Origin of the sequence: Imbroritus primus (assembly GCF_964332355.1) — a bacterium.
In the GTDB taxonomy this organism is placed as follows: Bacteria; Pseudomonadota; Gammaproteobacteria; order Burkholderiales; family Burkholderiaceae; genus Imbroritus; species Imbroritus primus.
Map to the genome: position 1 here is coordinate 2,753,550 of NZ_OZ201293.1, position 15,647 is coordinate 2,769,196.

The 15,647-nt window shown below is 62.8% G+C and carries 17 protein-coding genes and 1 pseudogene; 10 read left to right on the plus strand and 8 right to left on the minus strand.

Annotation, left to right across the window (positions count from 1 at the left end; genetic code table 11):
* Positions 1-38 precede the first annotated feature (38 nt).
* Both ACQ3C8_RS12625 and ACQ3C8_RS12630 read right to left on the minus strand, forming a co-directional pair.
* Positions 39-794 carry a DsbC family protein gene (locus ACQ3C8_RS12625; RefSeq protein ID WP_037030718.1) on the minus strand — a complete coding sequence of 252 codons (756 nt, stop codon included), beginning with the start codon at positions 792-794 and terminating at the stop codon, positions 39-41.
* 30 nt (positions 795-824) lie between these two features.
* Positions 825-2,132, minus strand: a complete 1,308-nt coding sequence (locus tag ACQ3C8_RS12630; protein WP_428851759.1) for a UbiH/UbiF family hydroxylase — start codon at positions 2,130-2,132, stop codon at positions 825-827.
* A 90-nt stretch (positions 2,133-2,222) separates the two neighbouring features.
* On the opposite strand from ACQ3C8_RS12630, the gene ychF reads away from it, so the two are divergent.
* From ychF to ACQ3C8_RS12645, 3 genes are all read left to right on the plus strand, one after another.
* Positions 2,223-3,317 carry a redox-regulated ATPase YchF gene (ychF, locus tag ACQ3C8_RS12635; protein WP_428851760.1) on the plus strand — a complete coding sequence of 365 codons (1,095 nt, stop codon included), beginning with the start codon at positions 2,223-2,225 and terminating at the stop codon, positions 3,315-3,317.
* A gap of 279 nt (positions 3,318-3,596) precedes the next feature.
* Positions 3,597-4,724, plus strand: a complete 1,128-nt coding sequence (locus tag ACQ3C8_RS12640) for a tyrosine-type recombinase/integrase (protein WP_428851761.1) — start codon at positions 3,597-3,599, stop codon at positions 4,722-4,724.
* On the plus strand, positions 4,696-5,016 hold the full coding sequence (locus ACQ3C8_RS12645) for a DEAD/DEAH box helicase family protein (protein WP_428851762.1): 321 nt from the start codon (positions 4,696-4,698) through the stop codon (positions 5,014-5,016). The genes ACQ3C8_RS12640 and ACQ3C8_RS12645 overlap by 29 nt, the downstream gene beginning before the upstream one ends.
* Here the strand turns inward: ACQ3C8_RS12645 and ACQ3C8_RS12650 are convergent.
* The 3 genes and pseudogenes from ACQ3C8_RS12650 to ACQ3C8_RS12660 form a co-directional block, all read right to left on the minus strand.
* Positions 4,968-5,411, minus strand: a pseudogene (locus tag ACQ3C8_RS12650) (phage integrase N-terminal domain-containing protein); the annotation flags it as partial. The gene ACQ3C8_RS12645 and the pseudogene ACQ3C8_RS12650 sit on opposite strands and share 49 nt — an antisense overlap.
* Before the next feature lie 918 nt (positions 5,412-6,329).
* A complete protein-coding gene (locus ACQ3C8_RS12655; RefSeq protein WP_428851763.1) occupies positions 6,330-7,172 on the minus strand; it encodes an STY4528 family pathogenicity island replication protein in 843 nt (280 codons plus the stop codon).
* 500 nt (positions 7,173-7,672) lie between these two features.
* On the minus strand, positions 7,673-8,005 hold the full coding sequence (locus tag ACQ3C8_RS12660) for a GlsB/YeaQ/YmgE family stress response membrane protein (protein ID WP_428851764.1): 333 nt from the start codon (positions 8,003-8,005) through the stop codon (positions 7,673-7,675).
* Positions 8,006-8,298: 293 nt separating this feature from the next.
* Between ACQ3C8_RS12660 and ACQ3C8_RS12665 the strand changes: the two genes are divergently transcribed.
* From ACQ3C8_RS12665 to ACQ3C8_RS12695, 7 genes are all read left to right on the plus strand, one after another.
* Positions 8,299-9,039, plus strand: coding sequence for a response regulator transcription factor (locus ACQ3C8_RS12665; RefSeq protein WP_009523657.1), 741 nt, complete (start codon positions 8,299-8,301; stop codon positions 9,037-9,039).
* A gap of 144 nt (positions 9,040-9,183) precedes the next feature.
* Positions 9,184-10,488 carry a glutamyl-tRNA reductase gene (gene hemA / locus ACQ3C8_RS12670; RefSeq protein WP_428851765.1) on the plus strand — a complete coding sequence of 435 codons (1,305 nt, stop codon included), beginning with the start codon at positions 9,184-9,186 and terminating at the stop codon, positions 10,486-10,488.
* 106 nt (positions 10,489-10,594) lie between these two features.
* Positions 10,595-11,683 carry a peptide chain release factor 1 gene (gene prfA / locus ACQ3C8_RS12675; protein ID WP_428851766.1) on the plus strand — a complete coding sequence of 363 codons (1,089 nt, stop codon included), beginning with the start codon at positions 10,595-10,597 and terminating at the stop codon, positions 11,681-11,683.
* A gap of 186 nt (positions 11,684-11,869) precedes the next feature.
* Positions 11,870-12,178, plus strand: a complete 309-nt coding sequence (locus ACQ3C8_RS12680) for a hypothetical protein (RefSeq protein ID WP_009523660.1) — start codon at positions 11,870-11,872, stop codon at positions 12,176-12,178.
* 130 nt (positions 12,179-12,308) lie between these two features.
* Entirely contained in the window at positions 12,309-13,193 is an 885-nt protein-coding gene (gene prmC, locus ACQ3C8_RS12685; protein ID WP_428851767.1) for a peptide chain release factor N(5)-glutamine methyltransferase, read from the plus strand.
* 131 nt (positions 13,194-13,324) lie between these two features.
* Entirely contained in the window at positions 13,325-13,636 is a 312-nt protein-coding gene (gene grxD / locus ACQ3C8_RS12690; RefSeq protein ID WP_009523662.1) for a Grx4 family monothiol glutaredoxin, read from the plus strand.
* Between the two features lie 2 nt (positions 13,637-13,638).
* A complete protein-coding gene (locus ACQ3C8_RS12695) occupies positions 13,639-14,274 on the plus strand; it encodes a UbiX family flavin prenyltransferase (RefSeq protein WP_428851768.1) in 636 nt (211 codons plus the stop codon).
* A gap of 46 nt (positions 14,275-14,320) precedes the next feature.
* Here the strand turns inward: ACQ3C8_RS12695 and ACQ3C8_RS12700 are convergent, their stop codons facing one another.
* From ACQ3C8_RS12700 to ACQ3C8_RS12710, 3 genes are all read right to left on the minus strand, one after another.
* Positions 14,321-14,524 (minus strand): hypothetical protein, encoded by a 204-nt coding sequence (locus ACQ3C8_RS12700; RefSeq protein ID WP_009523664.1) that lies wholly within the window; start codon positions 14,522-14,524, stop codon positions 14,321-14,323.
* Between the two features lie 153 nt (positions 14,525-14,677).
* Positions 14,678-15,307 carry a hypothetical protein gene (locus ACQ3C8_RS12705; protein ID WP_428851769.1) on the minus strand — a complete coding sequence of 210 codons (630 nt, stop codon included), beginning with the start codon at positions 15,305-15,307 and terminating at the stop codon, positions 14,678-14,680.
* 88 nt (positions 15,308-15,395) lie between these two features.
* Complete coding sequence (locus ACQ3C8_RS12710; protein WP_009523666.1) at positions 15,396-15,602, minus strand: hypothetical protein; 207 nt, start codon at positions 15,600-15,602, stop codon at positions 15,396-15,398.
* Positions 15,603-15,647: the final 45 nt, after the last annotated feature.

Below are 15,647 nucleotides of genomic sequence, written 5' to 3' on the forward strand. Positions count from 1 at the left end.
GCCGACCTCGCAACTAACCTCACTACCCGCTTCTGCGCTTACTTCTTGATCGATGCAAACTTGCGTTCGAGCGTGGCTGCATCCGCAGCGCCGGGCACGCGCGTGCCATCAGTGAAGAAGATGGCAGGTGTGCCGCTCACGCCGAGTTTCTTGCCGAGGGCCAGGTTCCGGTCCAGCGGCGTGCTGCAGCTGGAGGCGCCGGTGGGCGATACACGCGAGATCATCCAGTCGCGCCAGACTTTGACGCGATCCGAGGCACACCAGACCTGCCGCGACTTGAGCGTGGAATCCGGCGAGAGAATCGGGAACAGGAAAGTATGGACCGTGATGTTATCCATCTCCTGGAAGGTCTGTTCCAAACGCTTGCAGTAGCCGCAGTTGGGATCCGAGAACACGGCGATATGCCGGCTGCCGTCGCCCTTGACCCATTTCACCGCCTGCTTCAGCGGCAGGTCGGACCACTTGATGCGATTGAGGTCCGAGAGGCGTTCCTCGGTCAGGTTGGTGCCGGCCTGCACGTCAAGCAGTTCGCCATTGAACAGATAGCGCCCAGTCGCGTCGCTGTAGATGATCTGCGCGCCGACATTGACTTCGTACAGTCCGGGTACCGGCGTCTTGGTGACGGCCTTGACCTCGACCTCCTGGCCAAACGCCTTGCGCAGCGATTCGGCCAGCTTCGCTGGTGTCGGATCGGCCGCACTGGCATGCGAGGCAACACCCAGACCGAGAACACAGGCGCTGGCCATGGCGGCCACCATCAAGCCACGACGCAAACTGCGTTGAAACATGAACATTCCTTTTAAGATCGAGACGAGTCCCATCAATCAGCCCAGCGCCCGATCGACGAGCAAACGTTTGAGCGGCGCGACCGCGCTCACCAGGCGCATGCCGGCATTGCGCATGCCGTAGGCCAGCGGGCCGGGCGCGGCGAACAGGCGTTGCAGGCCATCGGTGGTGGCGGTCAAGGCGAGCACATCCTCGCTCCGCGCACGTGCATAGCGACGCAACAACCGCAGATCGCCATGATCGCGGAACGCTTCTTTGGCGGCAAATACCCGGCCAAGTTCCGCAACATCGCGCAAGCCGAGGTTGACGCCCTGCCCCGCGAGCGGATGCACCACGTGCGCGGCATCGCCGATCAGCACCATCCGGTGCGCTACAGTCACCTCCGCCTGCTGCAGCGTAAGCGGAAATCCCTTGGGTCGCGTGACGCACTGCAGCGCGCCGAAGCGGGCCCGCACCGCGCCTGCCGCCGCCTGCTCCACAGCCTGCGCCAGCTGGGCGTCATCAAGTGCCAGCAATTGCGTGGCGTGCGCCTCGCCGGCGGACCACACCATGGAAAGATGGTTGTCCGGCAACGGCAGCAAGGCCAGGATCTCGCCGGATGCCGAGGCCTCATCCTTGCCCGCACCAAGGAACCACTGCCAGGCAGTGTTCTGATGTGCGCGCTCGGCGCGAAAATTGGCAACCACGCCAAGCTGACGGTAAGGGCGCGCCGACACGCCGATCCCGCATGCGCTGCGGACCCACGAACCGGCGCCGTCCGCGCCGATCACGCATTCCGCTTCCAGCATGCGGCCATCATCAAGCGTCAGCATGGCCCGCTCCGGGCCCAGCGACAAGGCCTGGCCAAGATGCGGGAAGGTCGTGACATGCGACTGGAAGCGCAGGGCGGTGTCGAGCGTCTGCTCGATATGCCCGGACTCGACGATCCAGGCCAGTTGCGGTACCGCCGCGCCATAGGCGGAGAAATGCAGGTCGCCACCGTGGTCGGTAACGCCGCGCTGGGCACTGGCATCGCCAAACACACGCATGTCGCTCACCGGCTGGTAACGCGTGGTATCGAGCGACGGCCACACGCGCAACTGTTCGAGCAATGCCTGGGCGCTGGCAGACAACGCATAGACGCGCGCATCCCACGCTTCGCCCCGAGCCAGCCACGGTTGCGCCCCGCCGCTTCGCGGCAACACCGGCGGTGCGAGCAGCGCCACCCGCAGCCCGAGCTGGCCGAGCTGCAGCGCGCATGCCTTGCCGACAATACCGCCGCCGACCACGATGATCTGGAAACGCGCAGTGGCTAAAGCCGAGGCCTGAACAGGGCCGCCGGTGGAAGTATGGGGGCGGGAATTCATGCGGCGATTATAGCCTTCAAGGTGCGGCAGCGCGGCATGGCGGGGTCCGGTCCGCTAGAATAGCGGTTTCGTCTTTCTGCGGTCCCGATCATGAGCCTGAAATGTGGCATCGTCGGCTTGCCCAACGTGGGCAAGTCCACCCTCTTCAATGCGCTGACCAAGGCAGGCATTGCTGCCGAGAACTATCCGTTCTGCACCATCGAACCCAACGTCGGCGTGGTGGAAGTGCCGGATCCGCGCCTCGACGCCCTGGCGGGCATCGTCAAGCCTGAGCGCATCGTCCCGGCCGTGGTCGAGTTCGTCGACATCGCGGGCCTGGTCGCGGGCGCTTCGAAGGGTGAAGGCCTGGGCAACCAGTTCCTCGCCAACATCCGCGAAACCGATGCCATCACGCACGTGGTGCGCTGCTTCGCCGACGAGAACGTGATCCACGTCGCCGGCAAGATCGACCCGCTGTCGGACATCGAAGTGATCAACACCGAACTCGCGCTGGCCGATCTCGGCACGGTGGAGAAAACCCTGCAGCGCAACGCCAAGGCCGCCAAGTCTGGCAACGACAAGGAAGCGGCGCGCATGGTCGCGGTCCTCGAGCGTTGCGTGGAGCAGCTCAACCAGGCGAAGCCGGTACGCGGCATGGACCTCAGCGAGGATGAACTGGCCCTGCTCAAGCCCCTGTGCCTGATCACTGCCAAACCGGCCATGTATGTGGCCAACGTGAAGGAAGACGGCTTCGAGAACAACCCGCACCTGGACGCCGTGCGTGCGTACGCTGACAAGGAAAACGCACCGGTCGTGGCCGTCTGTGCAGCCATCGAGGCGGAAATCGCCGACATGGACGACGCCGACAAGCTGGAATTCCTCTCCGACATGGGCATGGACGAACCGGGCCTGAACCGCGTGATCCGCGCCGGTTTCCGCCTGCTTGGCCTGCAGACCTACTTCACCGCCGGCGTGAAGGAAGTGCGCGCCTGGACGGTACCGATCGGCGCCACCGCGCCGCAGGCTGCCGGCGTGATCCACACCGACTTCGAGCGTGGCTTCATCCGCGCACAGACCATCGGCTTTGATGACTTCATCGCCTACAAGGGCGAGCAAGGCGCGAAGGAAGCCGGCAAGATGCGGGCGGAAGGCAAGGAATACATCGTCAAGGATGGCGATGTGCTGAACTTCCTGTTCAACGTCTGACGATTTTTGCTGGATCTCGGTGGCGCTCGGTAGCGCTTGGTGGATGGGTTGGCCCATTTGAAATCAATGGGTTGCGTAAACAATACGGTCTACTGAGCGTTCCTATTGTTCATCGAGGTCTGAAAAATTCGGGGGTAGCGTTGGGGGTACTCGTGTTCAACCGTGGGGGTACATCTCCCCGCAGTGGAGTCCAACGATGCCCGAAAATCTACTCACCAACCTCAAGGTCAGGTCGGCCAAATCGACTGATCGAGATTGGAAATTATCAGATGGCGGGGCTTGTTCCTGCTGGTCAAGCCCACCGGCGGCAAGCTCTGGCGGTGGAAGTACCGCCTGCAAGGCAAGGAGAACCTCTTTGCCATTGGCGGCTTTCCCCAGGTAAGCCTCGCAGAGGCGCGTGCGGCCCGAGAGAAAGCGCGTGCCTTGGTCAAGCAAGGTATCCATCCTGCCCATGAGCGGCGGCAGGTCAAGCAGCGCAACCTCGAAGCGCTGGAGGAACGCAAGCGCGCTCGTGAAAGCTCGTTCGCCAAGGTGGCGCAGGCGTACCTGGCCGAGATCAAGCCAGTCTTTGCGCTCAGTTCCTACCGCACGAAAGAATCCCGCATCAGGAAGTACCTGTCGCCGAAGTTCGACGGGATGCCGATGAGCGACATTGGCGTGAAGCAGATTCGCCCGCTGCTGGAGGAATGCAAGGCCCATGGTGCGTGGGCAGCCATCCACGTCAAGGGCGACCTGTCGGCCATCTTTGAATTCGCGGTGGTGCGGGGGCTGGTCGAGGCCAATCCAATTCCCAGCCTGCGTGGGCTGCTGCGCGTGCCGTTCAGCGAGAGCAAGGCGGCGATGACGCGAGAGCAAATCCAGAAGTTCTATCAGGAGTTGCGCGGTTACCGGGGCTATCCGGAAACTTCGCTGTGCCTGAGGTTGATTGCTCTGACCGCCTGCCGTCCAGGGGAAGCGGCGGATGCCGAGTGGGACGAGTTCGACTTTGAGGATGCGCTGTGGCGTCGACCTGCGGCGAAGATGAAAGCGCGGCGTGATCATGTCAGCCCGTTGTCCACGCAGGCCATAGCGGTGCTGAAAGACTTGCAGCACATCACGAGTGGCGGATGCTATCTGTTCCCGCACAGGAGCGGAAAAGGCTTCACCACGCCCAATCGGCTCACCTACGCCATGCGCGACATGAACCTGGGCCGGGGTACGACGCCGCATTGCTGGCGGACGACCTTTTCGACCTGGGCCAATGAGAACGGATACCGGCCTGATGCAATTGAGCGGCAGCTTGCTCACGTGGAAAGCAACAAGGTGCGGGCGACGTACAACAAGGCGTTGCTGCTGGATCAGAGAAGGACGCTGTTGCAGGACTGGGCGGACTACCTAGGTGCTGCGGAGGGCAGCGTCACAGCATAGAGACGGTTTGGCTGGGCGTTACAGAGCGAGTGGGCACCTGTCGCCGCACTTCTTCGATTTCATCGTCGTCGATGAAAGCCATCGCTCCATCTACAACACCTTTGGCGAAGTGCTGGACTACTTCAAAGCCATCACGCTGGGCCTGACGGCCACGCCGACCGACATCATTGACCACAACACCTTCCAGCTTTTTCATTGCGAAGATGGCATTCCCACGTTTGCCTACACCTATGAAGAAGCCGTGAACAACGTGCCGCCCTCCCGACGCAATCCGAAGGCAGCCTGTAGCTGAAGGCTCATGCGCACGTGGACACCGGTGATCTGTTCAAGACCTGTGCCTAGTTCCTGGGCCTTGCTGATGTTGGTCACATAGCGGCGCTCGGCCACCCCGAGTTGCGTGTTGTCCGCCGGCAGAATGCCGGCCTTGCCGATCTTTTCGGCCCACCAGCGCAGGTGAGAGAGCCGATTCTTGATGGTGCCCGACGATAAACCTTCGCCTTGCCAGCGTTCCAGCAGCGCCTGGACATGCTTGCCCTTGAGCGACGATGCCTTCATCTGCCGGAAACCGGCCTCGCGCAGTTGCCGCGCAGCCAGCGCGAGAGAACGCATCCGGTCGGCCTGTGTGTTGTGGCTGCCGTCACGATTGCGCTGGCATAGCTGCCGCAGGGTGTATGTCAAGTCGTCCATTTGCTGGCCTCCAAGCAAAGCGTCGCGCTGCGTTGTCCTGAAATTCAATGGTTAGTGTTGGTGCCAACTCGCTGAGGCGAGATCCCGTGAGGGCAAGGGCATGGTGTTCAGGAGACACCAGAGCCTCGAATGAGGCGTCCGTCTTGCTCCCTGCTGGAAGCCCGGACGGAGGTACTACATGACGAAAGTGATGCGAACGTGGGCGAGTCCTCCTATGAAGTGAGTGGGATGAGAAATGCAGCGGGAACCCTGTACGTTGCGCACAGGCAATTGCCGCAAAGGACAGTGCGCCAGGTGGCGCAGTAGGGATGAGATTAAACAGACGAAGAAGGCTCCGCCCTTGGGTAGGGCCGGTATGCGGTCGGAGCCTGGGCATACCTGGGGTGGCTCCGCCCTGTCGGGCCAGCGCTTGCAGGAACCTGCGCTGTTGGGGGGGGCCGATGTACGAAGCCCATCGGTCTTGGCAACGGCCCGGTCAGTGTAGGGCGGCCATCATCATGTCTGCCGCACGCAATAGGATTCGGCATTCGCCCGCATTCTTGCTGGCGTGGGCGGGGTCGTCACTGCGGCGTGCAGTGACGCCCCGTTTCGCGGCAGCATTTGCTACGCAGGATGCGGCTGCCATCCCCTGGCCTGCATTGTCTGTGCTGCGATGTCTCCAGCGTTCGTCGAGGCGTTCATGATCTTGCGGATGTTGGCGATGTGCGCCAGGGCGGTTTCACGCGATGCCGGTTGCGCAGTCGGTTCTGAGCGGTCTTCGGTACGCGGCGGAGCTGCAGGCCGATTCTCGGCAGTCCGTGGGGTGGCAGACATCTCTTTACGTCCTGCCCACAGACGGAACTCGCCGGCAAGTACGCGCTTCACCAAGGCGAAGAAGTAGGCCACGACATTGCGTACGGTGCCGCTCTGGCTGCGTGCCTACAACTCATCGAGTACTTCCTGGCGATGCTGCGGCGGCAGCCGCCGCAAGGCGGCCTGCACGTCCTTTTGCGGATCTGCCTGGGCATTACTCAGGCAAGGCGGCAAGCTCACCCACTGCGATGCTGAATCGCCGTTGCCTTCGCGCGCGCGGTACGTACGTTCTTTTTTATACATATACGTCTTATACGTACTGCCCTGCTCAGCCGTCATGTGGCGAGCGTGTCCGGTCTGTTGCGGAACAAGCGTGCTGCCAGCGGAATCACCAGACAATGGCAGTGGGTCGGCTGCCTCGTTCGCCTGCGACGGCGGCGTAGGGGGCAAATCATCGTCATCGTGACGCTGGTCGTGGGCCACCATGCAGGCGGCTTCAGGTGCCTGCGCGAGCGTTGCCTGAATGTGGACGGCCACCCGATCTACCTGGTTGTTTTCGTGGCCGATGGAGGCTTGCAGAAGCGCGGGCAGACTGGCATCGAGCGCGCAGGCCTGCTGGAAGTGCAGGGCGCTTTCTTGAACCTGATACAGCTCGCTGAGCACATGGCCGGTCAGAGGATCGCGCTGCTGGCCCGCCAGACTGATCCACCCCGTCAGCCGAAGCACGACTAGAACGCGCCGGGCCGTCTCGTACCCGGCCCGCTGCCCCAGCGGGGTGGAGGTGAGATAGCGGCGCAACTGCCCCAGATTCGCCAGTGGGCTGATGCCCTCGGCAGAGCGCAGCATGCGCAGAACCTGCCAGCCATTGCGCTCCAGCGGCGTGAGGCGGGCATCGAGCATGAGCGAGGCCGGCGTGGCGAACAGGGCGTTTTGCCCCAGCGGGTTGTGGCGGGTGTGATGGTCTGCCATGAGAGTTCTCCAAGGTCTGGGCCACAGTGGCCCGTTCCCCTGCATCTCATCGCGTACCGTTCCAAGCGTCAGCCAACAATGCGGTCTGCGCCATAACCGTTTTATCCAGCAGGCGCAGCGCTGGCACCCGCATCCAGACTGATCTATCATCCCGATACCCCTATGGGGGTACAACTGGGGGTACTTCCAGCGATTCCCGCAAAGGCCGTGGCGCGATTTCCCCGCGAAACCTAGCATTCACGGCACTTTGCCAACCGATCAACGTTTAAACGTGTGATCAACGTCTGATTCAGCTTCACTCGTACAGCGAAAGGGGAAACGGCGGCACCGCAGCCGTGCCGTTCGCCTCCCTGGATGCAGCCTGACCGTCGCTTGCCTCGCGCGGGTCGCATGGAATATGCGGCCCTTGACGTTTCAAAAGGCGCGGTACGGGAGCGCGCCCCGATGCCCAACGTAAGGCGAACAGGCCCCGCTCCCGGCAGCCGTTTACCCTGGCAGTGCTACCGCCGACGCCCCGCGAACATGCCATAGACCAGCACGATCAACGTCGGGGCGACAATGGCTGCGATCCAGCCGGCCATATCTCCCTCGACGTACAACCCCGCCGCCTGGCCGCCATACTTGGCAAGCAACGCCGCAATGCCCCCGAGTAAAGCCGAGATCCCCCAACCGATGCCTGGCCGGGCAGGATGCGTCGCGCGTCCGGCCAAGCCGACCACCATCCCGACCAATACGGTTCCGAGCCACCCCATCGTTTCCCCTCGGCACATCGGCCTCATCTTGAGTTTTACATTCGCCTGGCTCTGCAGGATATTTTCTTTCTGCGAAGCCATGCGAAGGATATCAAATTAACGCACGACGCCAAGTGCTTTCTTACCCTGTTGTGACCGCCTGACTTCCTGGATTATCTCCGATGCATGCGATCCAGCGGGAAGTGCCGGATTACCATACTCAGCAATGAGATTTCATACTTATCAAAACCTGAATATGTAAATCAAAAAACCTCAATAAAATGTATTAAACGTATTTTCAACGATTTTTCATTTTGATTATCTATTTTCCTTGCCGCGATTAATCACGCCGATATAATGCGACGGACCTCAACTTCATTCGCTAGGATCGACGTATGCGCATCGCAATTCTGGAAGATGAGTTTTCACAGGCGCAGTTTGTCAGCCAGCTCCTGGTCCGCCAGGGGCACAGCTGCTTCTGCTTTTCACGCGGCCGCGAGCTGATGCAGCGCATCCGGCGCGAAACCTATGACCTGCTGTTCCTGGACTGGGGGCTGCCCGATGTCGACGGGCTCAGCGTCCTGCGCTGGGTCCGGCAGAATGTCTCGCCCACCCTGCCGGTGGTCTTCATGACCAGCCGGGCCACGGAAAGCGATATCGTCGAGGCGCTCGGCTACGGGGCGGACGATTACATGGTCAAGCCATTGCGGCAGGCGGAACTGATCGCGCGCGTCGAGGCGCTGGCGCGGCGCGCCTATCCAGCCACCAAGCCGGCCGCTCTGGTGCCGGAAGTACTGGCCGGCTACACCTTCGACGCCCGCCGCAACAGCGTGACATTCCGCGGCGAGACCGTCAGCCTGACCCAGAAAGAATTCGAGCTCGCGCTGATCCTGTTCCGCAATATCTCGCGGCCGCTGTCGCGCTCCTACCTGCACGAAATCATCTGGGGCCGCGACCATGACATTCCGTCGCGCACCATGGACACGCATATCTCGCGCATCCGGACCAAGCTGGAACTGAGGCCGGACAACGGCTTCCGGCTGTTCCCGGTGTACAGCTACGGCTACCGGCTCGAACTGGTCGACAGTGCGCCCTGCGCCACAACCGAGCCGACACCCGTCGCCATGGCGTCCTGACCCCACGGCAGCCAGACTCGACCCGCCACCGACGCGCCACGGCCAGCGCCCGCCCCACACCAGGCGGTTCGCGGAGATTGGCGACAAAGCGATATAATGAGGGAGGCCGCCGCGCCAAGACGCCGGCCTTTATTACCCTCACATATGCAGCTGCTGACGATCGGAATCAACCACACCACCGCACCGCTCGCGCTTCGCGAGAAGGTGGCGTTTCCGCTCGAGCAAATCAAGCCGGCACTCGGCATGCTGCGCGAAAAACTGGTGAAGCCCGGTAATGCCGAAGCCGCCATTCTCTCGACCTGCAACCGGACCGAGATCTATTGTGCAACCAGCGCTGGGCAAGACGGCCCGTCGACCTACGAGCAGGCGATCCACTGGCTGGCGCACTACCACCGTGTCCCGGCGGGCGATCTGGCGCCGCACATGTACGCGCTGCCGCAATCCGAAGCGGTCCGGCACGCCTTTCGTGTCGCTAGCGGCCTCGATTCCATGGTGTTGGGCGAAACGCAGATTCTCGGCCAGTTGAAGGATGCCGTGCGCACCGCCGACGAAGCGGGTGCGCTGGGCACCTACCTGAACCAGCTGTTCCAGCGGACGTTTGCCGTCGCCAAGGAAGTGCGCGGGCAGACCGAGATCGGCGCGCACTCGGTGTCGATGGCCGCCGCCGCCGTCCGGCTGGCGCAGCGCATCTTCGAAAGCATTGCCACGCAACGTGTGCTGTTTATCGGCGCGGGCGAGATGATCGAGTTGTGCGCCACGCATTTTGCCGCGCAGAAACCGCTGGAAATCGTCGTCGCCAACCGCACGGTGGAGCGGGGCGAGCGCCTGGCGGAACAGCTCTCCGCCCAGGGGCTGACAAGCCGCGCCATCCGCCTGACCGACATGGCGGCGCGCCTGCATGAATTCGATATCGTCATTTCCTGCACCGCCAGCTCCCTGCCCATCATCGGGTTGGGTGCGATCGAGAGCGCCCTGAAACGCCGCCGGCACCAGCCGATGTTCATGGTGGATCTGGCCGTGCCGCGCGATATCGAGCCGGAAATCGCCCGGCTCGACGACGTGTTCCTGTATACGGTGGATGATCTTGCCGCCGTGGTGCAGGAAGGCAACGCCCTGCGCCAGGCTGCCGTGGCGCAGGCCGAGGCCATTATCGAGACGCGCGTGCAAAATTTCATGCACTGGCTACAGACGCGCAGCGTGGTGCCAGTGATCCGCGATCTGCACAGCTCGGCCGACCTGCTAAGGCAGGCGGAGCTCGACAAGGCACAGCGTATGCTGCTGCGCGGCGATGCCCCGGAGGCTGTGCTGGAGGCGCTGTCGGTCGCGCTGACCAAGAAATTCCTGCATGGTCCGGTACACGCGCTCAACCATCTCAGCGGCGAGGACCGCGAGGCGCTGATGCGCCTCGCCCCTGAGCTGTTCCGGCACAGTTCACACTCCGAACGCTAGCGTCCCGCATCCCGACCTGCCCGGACGGACCATCCGGGTGGCCATCGCGGGCGCCGCGCAACGGCGGCGCTCCCCCTTCCTGCTCCGTTTTTTCACTGCCGCGCCCATGAAACCCAGCATGCTTGCCAAGCTCGACCAATTGGCCGAGCGCCTGACCGAACTCGATGCGCTGCTCGCCAGCGAACAGTCGACCGCCGACATGAACCAGTACCGCAAGCTGACGCAGGAACGTGCGGAACTGGAGCCCGTGGTGGACCAGTACCGCCTGTACCAACAGACACAGAGCGATATCGAAGCGGCCCAGGGCCTGCTCGCCGATCCGGACATGAAGGCGTTTGCGGAGGAGGAAATCGATGCCGCGGAAAACCGGCAGGCGGCGCTGGAACAGGAACTGCAACGGCTGCTGTTGCCGCGCGACCCCAACGACGAGCGCAACCTGTACCTGGAGATCCGCGCCGGGACTGGTGGCGATGAGAGCGCGCTGTTTGCCGGCGATCTGCTGCGCATGTACACGCGCTACGCGGAACGGCAGCGCTGGCAGGTCGAAGTCATGAGCGAATCGCCCTCGGAACTGGGCGGCTACCGCGAGATCATCGTACGGATCGCTGGCCAGGGGGCCTTTTCGCGGCTGAAGTTCGAATCCGGCGGGCACCGCGTGCAGCGCGTGCCTGTTACCGAAACCCAGGGGCGCATCCACACTTCCGCCTGCACGGTCGCCGTGCTGCCCGAAGCCGACGAGCTTGCGGATGTCGAAATCAAGGCCGCTGACCTGCGGATCGACACCTTCCGGGCCTCAGGCGCGGGTGGCCAGCACATCAACAAGACTGATTCCGCTGTCCGCATCACCCACCTGCCGACCGGCATCGTGGTGGAATGCCAAGACGATCGCAGCCAGCACCGCAACAAGGACAAGGCCATGAAGGTACTGGCGGCTCGCATCAAGGACCGGCAAACCCGCGAGGCGCAGAGCAAGGAAGCGGACGCCCGCCGCAACCTGATCGGCAGCGGCGATCGTAGTGACCGCATCCGGACCTACAATTTTCCGCAGGGCCGCGTTACCGACCATCGCATCAACCTGACCCTGTACAAGATAGACGCCATCATGGACGGCGATCTGGACGAACTGTTCAGCGCCCTGGCGGCCGAACACCAAGCGGACCTGCTGGCCGCGCTCGGCGAGCAGGAAAATGGCTGACGTTCGGCGCAGATCGCGAATAGCCGCCTAAGTGCAGCCTTTTCCCGACAAAAAGGATCATCGTTTGTAAGGTTTTGCAACGAATTCGATAACAGACGTTAGCTAAAGCCTATAATCCGTTTGTCTGGTCCAGGCCACTCAAGCGGATCAGCTCGACTCATATTAAAACCCGATGAGGATGAAATCATGAAAAAAGTGCTGGCGTTGTTGATGATGGCAGGTGTACTGGTGGCATGCGGCAAGAAAGAAGAAGCGCCCGCGAGCGCCGATGCAGCAATGCAGCAGGCCGCTGATTCGGCCAAGGCTGCGGCGGACAACGCAGCCGATGCCGCCAAGTCGGCAGCGGACGCAGCCAAGGCTGCGGCTAGCGATGCCGTGGCAGCAACCTCCGAAGCAGCGTCGGACGCCAAGGCCGCAGCCGACAGCGCCATGCAGAGCGCCAAGGATGCCGTCGCAGCTGGCGCGGACGCCGCCAAAGACGCGGTCAAGAAGTAAGCATTTCGCCAGACCGCTCACCGGTCTGCTCCACCCCGCCGCAACCCGGCGGGGTGTTTCGTTTACAGGCTTGCCAAGCTGGCAACCTGGTCTGTATGGTTCAGGCTGAACCGTTCACCGCCATCCGCTCATGCCTGCCCTTCCACCTCCGCCCGACGCGCCATGCACCATTAGCACGCTGCTGCAGTACGCCGTGAAAGCCGGGCTGCCGGCGCTGGAAGCGCGCATGTTGCTGACATTTTGCAGCGGACTGAGCCGTACTGCACTGATTACGCAGGATCAGACCACGCCCTCCGAGGTCGTCCGCACCGCCTTCCTGCAACGCGTGGCGCGTCGCCAGCAGGGCGAACCGATGGCGTATTTGCTGGGCGAACGCGAGTTTTTCGGCCGGATGTTCGCAGTCAGCCCGGCAGTGCTGATTCCACGACCGGATACGGAAACCCTGGTCGAATGGTCGCTGGACGTATTGCGCGATGAAGAGACGCCAGCCGTGCTGGAACTGGGGACCGGCAGCGGCATCATTGCCGTGACCATCGCCCTGGAACGGCCGGATGCGCATGTGCTGGCCACCGACATATCGGTGGCGGCGCTTGCCCTGGCACGGCAGAACGCCGCTGACCTGAGCGCAGACAACACGACTTTCGCAACTTCCGACTGGTACGCAGCCATCGAACCAAAAGCACGCTACCAGCTCATTGTCAGCAACCCGCCCTACATCGCGGCAGACGACAGCCACCTGCGCGAGGGCGACCTGCGCTTCGAACCCGTTGGTGCGCTTACCGATCACGCTTGCGGGCTGAGCGCATTGCGTACTATTGTCAGCGGCGCGCCGGCGCGTCTCGCATCAGGCGGATGGCTTTTGGTCGAACATGGGTACGATCAGGGAGAGGCCGTGCGCGGCCTGTTTCAGGCTGCCGCATTTGCCGAGGTGACAACGCGGCGGGATCTGGCCGGACAGGAACGCTGCACCGGCGGATACTGGCCGGGAAATACCGCTTCCGCCGGACCGGCCTGAGCCCGCGCACCCGGGCTTTCGCGTGGCCGACATCGTGATGCTCGGGGTGCGCGCCTGCCAGCCGGATCAGGAACCTGCCAATTCCGCTAGAATCCTATTGATTCAATCCCCCGAATTTTTGCGAGAGTTTCATGAGCGACGTCCAACAGCATATTCAACAAATCGTCAACGGCAGCCCGGTCGTGCTTTTCATGAAAGGTACGGCACAGTTTCCGATGTGCGGCTTTTCCGGCCGTGCCATTCAGATCCTGAAGGCCTGCGGTGTCGAGCAGCCCACCACCGTCAACGTACTGGAAGACGAAGGCATCCGCCAGGGTATCAAGACCTTCTCCAACTGGCCCACCATTCCCCAGCTGTATGTCAACGGCGAATTCATCGGCGGCTCCGACATCATGATGGAGATGTACCAGAGCGGTGAACTGCAAACGCTGCTGAAAGGTTGAGCGTGTCCGCGCAGCGCATCGTCATCGCCATCACGGGCGCCACCGGCGCCATCTATGGCGTACGGCTGCTGGAGGTGTTGCGCGACTATGCTGCGGTCGAGACGCATCTGCTGATCTCGCCAGCCGGCGTGATGAACCTGCAGCACGAGCTGGACCGGGATCGCGCCGACGTGGAAGCGCTGGCCGATGTCGTGCACAACCCGCGCGACATTGGCGCGACGATTGCCAGCGGGTCTTTCGCCACGCATGGCATGGTGATCGCGCCGTGTTCGATGCGGACCTTGGCCGCCGTGGCACACGGTTTATCGGACAACCTTATCACGCGCGCGGCCGACGTCTGCCTGAAGGAGCGCCGCCGGCTGATCATGATGGTCCGCGAAACGCCGCTCAATCTCGCGCACCTGCGTAATATGACGGCGGTGACGGAAATGGGGGCGATCGTCTTCCCTCCGGTTCCCGGTTTCTATCAGAAGCCAACGAGCATTGCCGACCTCGTCGATCATACGGTCGGCCGGGTCATCGATACGCTGGGCCTGACCCAGACCCTGGCGCCCAGTTGGCCTGGCCTGCGGGGCGATCCCCACGGCGAAGCCGGCGCTGCGCCGGCGCGCAACGTGCCAGCACCGACCCAGGATTAGCAAGACCTGACAGGCGCCTCATGATGGCCGGCGCCTGCCACCCGGATCAGCGCCAGTGACGATAACCGCCGCGATAACCGCCGCGATAGCCACGATGGTAGTAACGCGGCCCCACATACACGGATGGCGCAACATAGACCGGCGCAGGCGCCACGACTGCCGGCTCACCGTAGCCATAGTACGGATCAGCAGGGTAGACGGCGCAGCCCCCCAGTACAGCCGCGGCAGCGGCAATCAACAGTGCTTTCATGGCGAATCCTTACGAGATCTGTAGACAAAGTGCAATCACGAAGCCATGCCAAGTCGTGTTGCCCATGTGCGTAAGGTCGTTATAGCGCGTCGCGCGTCATGACTGGGTCAAGCCGGTGTAATCCGTGTAACCAGTCGCAACACTGCGCGCGGATCACCAGCCCTGGCGCGGCTTGGCGGCTGGTGCACTGGCCGCCCCGCGCGGCGCGGCGCCCGCAGCCGAGGCAGCAGACGGAGCAGCCATCAGCGGACGCGCCGCGTCCGTGAGCAGCTCGACCGTACCGGTATCCGGCTGGTCGGGAATCGCGTACATCTCCACGGTCATGGGTGCGCGGATCCAGCCGGCATGCGTTGCCGACACCATGCGGCCGCCCGCTCCGGCAACCTGCTCCTGCTCGACGCGCATCGGTTTGCCAAACGCCTTGGTCAGTGCGGCCAGCACCTTGGCATCCGACTTGGCGCCCTGCGTCGGCACCACCAGACCCACCAGGCTCGCGCCGTCGACGACAGCTACTGCGCGGTTCCCGTCCATGATGTCCGGACGCAGCTTCTCGGGGAAGCCGATCATCATCAGCGAGCGGTCGGAGCGCGCAGTGTCGGCGCACAGGGCAGTGTAGCGCTCGCCGTCCGGGGTGCGCACATCCGCGCACAATGGCAGGCGAGGAAACGGAGCGCCGAGCGCGAGCGTACCCAATGTGTCGGAAATGGTGACCGCGGATGCAGCGGTGGCAGAAAGCGCGAGGGCGGCAGCCAGGAGGCTGCGGGAAAGAAAAGATGATTTCATGAGCATCCGGAAAAAGCGGTATCAACGCAATTGGAGTCTGTCTGCCGACAAGTGTTCCGCCACTCCGGAATCGAACTGCCGTGCCTGCTTACGAAAACACTAGCGGCATCACATAACCCACCGCGAGGATAGCGCCAAGCACCAACACGACGGCAATCACAGCGGACGCGGCCGTCATTTTGCATGTTTCGACCGTATCGTCACCACTGCCTTCGCTATGCACCATCGAGGCGTGCGGATCGGTTTCGTGCGCGCGACCCAGGTGGTGCGGGCCGTTCGGCATATTGAGCTGCATGACGTCTCCTTGCTGAGTTCGCCACGGAACATGCCGCCTTATCGA

Excerpts from the sequence above, each read along its gene's own strand:
- ACQ3C8_RS12625 (WP_037030718.1), bottom strand. The coding sequence starts at position 794 with ATGTTCATGTTTCAACGCAGTTTGCGTCGTGGCTTGATGGTGGCCGCC.
- prmC (WP_428851767.1), top strand. The coding sequence starts at position 12,309 with ATGCCTGCCCTTCCACCTCCGCCCGACGCGCCATGCACCATTAGCACG.
- prfA (WP_428851766.1), top strand. The coding sequence starts at position 10,595 with ATGAAACCCAGCATGCTTGCCAAGCTCGACCAATTGGCCGAGCGCCTG.
- ACQ3C8_RS12680 (WP_009523660.1), top strand. The coding sequence starts at position 11,870 with ATGAAAAAAGTGCTGGCGTTGTTGATGATGGCAGGTGTACTGGTGGCA.
- grxD (WP_009523662.1), top strand. The coding sequence starts at position 13,325 with ATGAGCGACGTCCAACAGCATATTCAACAAATCGTCAACGGCAGCCCG.
- ychF (WP_428851760.1), top strand. The coding sequence starts at position 2,223 with ATGAGCCTGAAATGTGGCATCGTCGGCTTGCCCAACGTGGGCAAGTCC.
- ACQ3C8_RS12700 (WP_009523664.1), bottom strand. The coding sequence starts at position 14,524 with ATGAAAGCACTGTTGATTGCCGCTGCCGCGGCTGTACTGGGGGGCTGC.
- ACQ3C8_RS12705 (WP_428851769.1), bottom strand. The coding sequence starts at position 15,307 with ATGAAATCATCTTTTCTTTCCCGCAGCCTCCTGGCTGCCGCCCTCGCG.
- ACQ3C8_RS12660 (WP_428851764.1), bottom strand. The coding sequence starts at position 8,005 with ATGGCTTCGCAGAAAGAAAATATCCTGCAGAGCCAGGCGAATGTAAAA.
- ACQ3C8_RS12630 (WP_428851759.1), bottom strand. The coding sequence starts at position 2,132 with ATGAATTCCCGCCCCCATACTTCCACCGGCGGCCCTGTTCAGGCCTCG.
- ACQ3C8_RS12655 (WP_428851763.1), bottom strand. The coding sequence starts at position 7,172 with ATGGCAGACCATCACACCCGCCACAACCCGCTGGGGCAAAACGCCCTG.
- ACQ3C8_RS12665 (WP_009523657.1), top strand. The coding sequence starts at position 8,299 with ATGCGCATCGCAATTCTGGAAGATGAGTTTTCACAGGCGCAGTTTGTC.
- ACQ3C8_RS12710 (WP_009523666.1), bottom strand. The coding sequence starts at position 15,602 with ATGCAGCTCAATATGCCGAACGGCCCGCACCACCTGGGTCGCGCGCAC.
- hemA (WP_428851765.1), top strand. The coding sequence starts at position 9,184 with ATGCAGCTGCTGACGATCGGAATCAACCACACCACCGCACCGCTCGCG.